Below are 3,786 nucleotides of genomic sequence, written 5' to 3'. Positions count from 1 at the left end.
AGGGCGCCGAAGGCGGCGACCTTGGTGCCGGCGGCCATGAACGCGGTGACCGCGGTCGGGGCGCCCTGGTAGACGTCGGGGGTCCAGGCCTGGAACGGCGCGGCGCCGACCTTGAACAGCAGGCCGACCGAGAGCAGCGCTATGCCGGCCAGCAGCAGGCCGTGGTTGGCCCCACCGGCGCGCACCGCCTCGTTGATGCCCGCGAAGGACACCGTGCCGGCGTAGCCGTAGACCAGCGCGGCGCCGTACAGGAAGAAGCCGGAGGCGAAGGCGCCGAGCAGGAAGTACTTCATGGCCGCCTCCTGGCTCAGCAGGCGGCGCCGGCGGGCCAGGCCGCAGAGCAGGTAGAGCGGCAGCGAGAGCACCTCGAGGGCGACGAACGACGTCAGCAGGTCGCCTGCAGCGGGGAACAGCAGCATGCCGGCGACSGCGAAGAGCAGCAGCGGGTAGACCTCGGTGTGCTCGAGCCCGCGGGTGGATGCGTCGCGCTCGGTGTCGGTGCCGGGCAGCGCCGCGGCCTGCCCGGTGAACCCGGACACGCCACCCTCGAGGCGGCGCTCGGCGAAGAGCGCGACCCCACCGATGGCGAAGACGAGCAGCAGGCCCCACAGGTAGACGGTGGGACCGTCGACGACGATGCTGCCCATGGCGCCGACGAGGCCCTTGCCCTCGGCGCCGGCGACGCCGCTCACGTCGTCGAGGTCGAGGCCGACCAGGACGGTCGCCACCAGCGCACCGACGAGGGCGACCAGGGCGAGCGCGACCTGCGGCAGGCGGCGGGCACCGCGCGGAAGGGCGGCCTCGACGAGCACGCCGAGGCAGGCGCCACCGAGGACGATCAGCAGCGGGAGGAGCTCGACGTACTCGAGCTCGGGCTTCACGAACGGCATCAGTGGGCCCCCTCCGTCTCGGGCTGGGCTTGCTCGACGTCGGCCGGGTCGACCGTGGGCGCCTCGTCCTCCACGCCCACGTGCTCGAGCAGGTCGGTCACCATCGGGTTGCTGGCGTCGGTGAGCGGCGCCGGGTAGAAGCCGAAGAAGACGAGCGCGGCGACCAGCGGCGCGACCGCCGCGACCTCACGCAGGCCGAGGTCCCTGGTCCCCTCGACGTCGGGCGGCGTCGGTCCGGTCATGGTGCGCTGGTACATCCACAGGATGTAGATGGCGGCCAGCACGACCGCGGTGATCGCGATCGCGCCGACGTACCAGGCGTAGCCGAAGGCGGCCAGCAGGACCATGAACTCGCTGATGAACGGGGACAGGCCGGGCAGGCCCAGGGTCGCCAGGCCGGCGACGAGGAAGAGCCCGGCGAGGACCGGGGTGACCTTCTCGACGCCGCCCATCTGGCTGATCAGCGACGTGCCGCGACGCTCGGTGAGGTAGCCGGCGACGAGGAACAGCGCTGCGGTGCCGAGGCCGTGGTTGACCATGTAGAGGATCGAGCCGGTGCCGCCCTGGGTGCTCATGGTGAAGATGCCCAGCGTGATCAGGCCGAAGTGGCTCAGCGACGTGAGGCCGATGAGGCGGTAGACGTCGTCCTGGCCGATGGCCAACAGGGCGCCGTAGACGATCGAGATGAGCGCGAGCGTGATGACGACCGGGGTGGCCCACTGCGAGGCCTCGGGGAAGATCCCGAGGCAGAAGCGCAGCATCCCGAAGGTGCCGATCTTGTCGAGGATGCAGACCAGCAGCACGCCGGTGCCGGGTGTGGCCTTCTCGGTGGTGTCGGCCAGCCAGGTGTGCACCGGGAACAGCGGCGCCTTGATCGCGAACGCGATGAAGAAGCCGAGGAAGAGCCAGCGGCCCTCGGTGGTGCCGATGTCGAGCTGCTCGAGGTCGGAGAGCAGGTACGACGGGTTGCCGGCGTCGGCAGAGACGACGTAGAGGCCGATGACCGACGCCAGCAGGACGAGGCCGCCGGCGAGCTGGAACATCAGGAACTTCAGCGCGGCGGCGCCCCGGCCGTCGCGGCCGAAGCTGCCGACGAGGAAGTACGCCGGGATCAGCGTGGCCTCGAAGACGACGTAGAACAAGAACACGTCGGTCGCGCAGAACACCGCGAGCGAGAGTCCCTCGAGGGCCAGCGCCCACGCGACGAACGCCCGGGCGCCACCTCCCGGAGACTCGGTGGTTGAGGTGCGAGCCTGCGAGCCTCGAAACCCGTCCATCTTGAACCACTCGGCGGCGAGGACGAGCGGCACGAGGAGGACCGTCAGCAGGACCATCAGCAGCCCGAGTCCGTCGAGCCCGAGGGCGTAGTGGACGCCGAACGCCTCGATCCACTCGTGCTCCTCACGGAACTGGCGACCACCGTCGACGTCGAAGCGGACCGTCGCGACGACCGCGACGGCGGCGGTCGCGAGCGCGATCCCGAGACCCAGCGCCTTGCTGGTCGCGCGCGGCGCGAACGCCACCACGACCGCGCCGACGATGGGCAGCCAGACGAGCAGACTCAGCATCAGTTCACCGCCACCAGGGTCAGGACGAGCAGGACAGCGCCGGCGAGGATGCCGAGGGCGTAGGAGCGGACGTAGCCGTTCTGCAGCCGGCGGAGCAGCTCACCGGTGCCGGCGACCACGGTCGCTCCCCCGGTGAACAGCCCGTCGACGAGCGAGCGGTCCGTCGCGACCGAGCCGCGCACGGCCGCCATGCCCGGCGTGACCACGACCGCGTCGTTGATCGCGTCGCCGTACAGGTCGGCGCGGGCCGCCCTCGTGGCGAAGGAGACGTCCGTCGGCGCCTCCCGCGGCACCTCGCGCTTGCCGACGAGGAGCCACGCCAGGGCGACACCGGCAGCGACCACCGCGATGGTGATCAGCGTGATCACGATGACCGGCAACGGCGGGTCGTGGTGCTCGGCGTGGCCGACGACCGGGCTCAGCCAGTCGACGATCCAGTTGCCGGCGAGCATCAGGCCGCCCAGCGCGGACAGCGCGGCGAGCACGATGAGCGGGATCGTCATCACCTTCGGGCTCTCGTGCGGGTGCACGCCGTCGGCCCACCGCTTGCGGGTGAAGAAGGTCATCAGCACCATGCGGGTCATGTAGAAGCCGGTGATGCCGGCGCCGAGCAGGGCGCAGATGCCGACGACGGGGTTCTCGACCAGCGCGGTCTCGATGATCTTGTCCTTCGACCAGAAGCCGGAGAACGGGGGGATGCCGATGATGGCGAGGAAGCCGAGCGCGAAGGTCGCGAAGGTGATCGGCAGCGCCTTGTTGAGCGCGCCGTAGTGCCGCATGTCGACGTCGTCGTCCATCGCGTGCATGACCGAGCCGGCTCCGAGGAACATGTTGGCCTTGAAGAAGCCGTGGGTCAGCAGGTGGAAGATCGCGAAGGCGTAGCCTGCGACGCCGAGGCCGGCGCCGAGCATCATGTAGCCGATCTGGCTCATCGTGGAGCCGGCGAGGCCCTTCTTGATGTCGTCCTTGGCGCAACCGATGATCGCGCCCCACAGCAGGGTGACGGTGGCGACGACGACCACGGCCGTCTGCGCGGTCGGCGCCAGCTCGAAGATGAAGTTGGAGCGGGTGACCAGGTAGACGCCGGCGGTGACCATGGTCGCGGCGTGGATGAGCGCCGACACCGGGGTCGGGCCTTCCATCGCGTCCAGGAGCCAGGCCTGCAGCGGGACCTGGGCGGACTTGCCGCACGCACCGACGAGGAGCAGCACGCCGATCCAGTTGAGGGTGGTCTCGGTGGCGCCGGAGCTCAGCGCGCTGATGCCGCTGAAGCTGGTGGTGCCGAAGGTGGCGAACATCAGGAAGATCGCCAGGCCCAGGCCCATGTC

At 70.4% G+C, this 3,786-nt stretch carries 3 protein-coding genes; all 3 read right to left on the bottom strand.

Going from position 1 to position 3,786, the window contains the following annotated elements:
* Nucleotides 1-890, bottom strand: an 890-nt coding sequence (locus L615_RS02895) for an NADH-quinone oxidoreductase subunit N (protein WP_145724056.1), incomplete at its 3' end; no start/stop codon positions are given.
* Complete coding sequence (locus L615_RS02890) at nucleotides 890-2,458, bottom strand: NADH-quinone oxidoreductase subunit M (protein WP_145724055.1); 1,569 nt, start codon at nucleotides 2,456-2,458, stop codon at nucleotides 890-892. The genes L615_RS02890 and L615_RS02895, both read right to left, overlap by 1 nt.
* Nucleotides 2,458-3,786 (bottom strand): NADH-quinone oxidoreductase subunit L (locus L615_RS02885; RefSeq protein WP_145724054.1); only part of this gene is annotated, 1,329 nt, incomplete at its 5' end. The genes L615_RS02885 and L615_RS02890, both read right to left, overlap by 1 nt.

Origin of the sequence: Nocardioides sp. J9 (assembly GCF_007829375.1) — a bacterium.
GTDB lineage: Bacteria > Actinomycetota > Actinomycetes > Propionibacteriales > Nocardioidaceae > Nocardioides.
This window is presented reverse-complemented; position numbering and strand designations above follow the sequence as displayed.

Bases quoted from the DNA above. Each gene is read 5' to 3' on its own strand.
- L615_RS02890 (WP_145724055.1), bottom strand. From the start codon at position 2,458: ATGCTGAGTCTGCTCGTCTGGCTGCCCATCGTCGGCGCGGTCGTGGTG.